The organism is Delftia sp. ZNC0008, from assembly GCF_000799035.1.
Taxonomy (GTDB): Bacteria; Pseudomonadota; Gammaproteobacteria; order Burkholderiales; family Burkholderiaceae_C; genus Comamonas; species Comamonas tsuruhatensis.
Window position 1 is genome coordinate 1 of sequence record NZ_JTKZ01000248.1, and the last position, 1,859, is coordinate 1,859.

The window sequence follows — 1,859 nt, forward strand, 5'->3', positions numbered from 1 at the left end:
CCGCGTTGCTGCACCACGAGGTGCTGGGCCATCATGGCCTGCGCGGCATGTTCGGCCCGGAGCTGAACAAGATCCTCAACCAAGTGGCCGCCATGCGCCAAGCTGAGGTAGCGGCCAAGATCAAGGAATATGGGCTGCGCGGCGTCACGGACCTGAGCCGGCGCCACGCGGCCGAGGAAGTGCTGGCCGAGATGGCCGAGAAGACGCCGCAGTTGCATTTCGTGCAGCGTGCCGTGGCGGCCATCCGCAACTGGCTGCGGGCGAATGTGCCCGGGTTCGGGCGCTTGAAGCTGTCGGATGCCGACATCATCCAGGCGTACATCCTGCCGGCCCGTGGGTTCGTGGAGCGCGGGCAGCGTGCCCTGCTGGATCGGGTTGAACCGACATTCAGCCGCTCCGATGCAGCAGCCGCCACCCCGGATGCCATCATCGGTAGCACGCTGGGCAGTGCGTCGAAGCACCCGGACTACGCGGCAGCCAAGGCGGGGGACATCGAGGCTGCGGTGCGCGTGGCGCAAAGCCTGGTAACCCCCGAACTGGTGGCCCAGGTGAAGGCGGCCATCGGCAATGCCAGGCCTCGTGTGGTGCCGGTGGTTGCCGAGGAGGCCGCAGGGCGCAACAAGATCCCGTTGGCCGCCGCAGAGGTGCTTGCTAGCCGGCTGGGCCTGGAGGTGGAGACGGGCATCGTGCAGGCCAACCGCGCGCACCGGACTGGCCTGGATGGGCTGGATCGAATCTTCGCGCCGGTCGATTTCGCCGGCACCACCACGGCAGGCCAGTACCTGCTGGTGGATGACACCCTGACCCAGGGCGGCACGTTTGCGGCCCTGGCTAGCCACGTTCGTGAGGGCGGCGGCGAAGTCGTGGGCGTGGTCGCGTTGACCGGCAAGCAGTACAGTGCAAAAATCCAGCCCTCTCCCGAAACTCTGACCTCCCTCCGAAAAAAACATGGCGACCTCGAAGACCAATTCCGTGCCGCAACCGGCTACGGCTTCGACGCGCTTACCGAGTCTGAGGCCCGATACCTCGCGCGCTACGAACCGGCTCAGCGACTCCGAGATCGAATCACTGAGGAAGGACGCAGCGGAAGCCAGCGCGAAGATGAAGGAAATCCTCGCCAGGCAGACGCCGACGACCTGAGCTTCAGCCGCTCGCGGCTTTCGGAGATCAAGGACAGCGCTCTGGACCAGCTCCAGAAGACGATGTCCCACCCGGGCAAGGTCTCGCTCTGGGACAAGACCATCGGCACCATGCGCCACCTGGCCGAGCGTGCGCCAGCCTTCAAGCCCGTCTACGAGACCGCCCAGCGCAACATCGATGACGTGTCCATGCTTGCCAACGATGCGGCCGACCGGGCGCCGCGCCTGCTGCCGCGCGTGGACACCATCGGCGACCTGGTGGGCAAGAATCGTAAAACCCCTGTCTCGGCGGCCGACAACAAGGCTGTGGCGAAGCCTCTCTTCGAGGGCACGCTGCTGTGGGGTCGGGACGTGGACGGCAAGGCCGTGCTGGTGGACGAGCTGACCAAGAAGTACGGCAACCTCCCCGCCGACGACAAAGCCCAACTGCTGCTGCGCGCCGGCCGGCTGGATGACCGCATGCTGCGGGCCTGGCGCGGCCTGCCGCTGGCCCAGTACGAAAAGCTGGTGAATTCCCGCTTCGAGAGCAAGATGCTCAAGGCCGGCGCGGTCTGGACGGATGCCGAACTGCAGACGATGTTCGGCGCCACGCCCAACCAGGTTGCCCTGTACCGCGAAGCCCGCGCGGCCATTGACCGCTCCATCGACATGACGGCCCGCGCGGACATGATGCGCGCGCTGGGCGACGAGTACGCCGGCCTGCGCGACATGGTGCTGGAC

At 66.7% G+C, this 1,859-nt stretch carries 1 protein-coding gene; it reads left to right on the forward strand.

Annotation, left to right across the window (positions count from 1 at the left end; all coding sequences use genetic code 11):
* Window positions 1–1,859, forward strand: a 1,859-nt coding sequence (locus L995_RS33745) for a phosphoribosyltransferase (RefSeq protein WP_197065118.1), incomplete at both ends; no start/stop codon positions are given.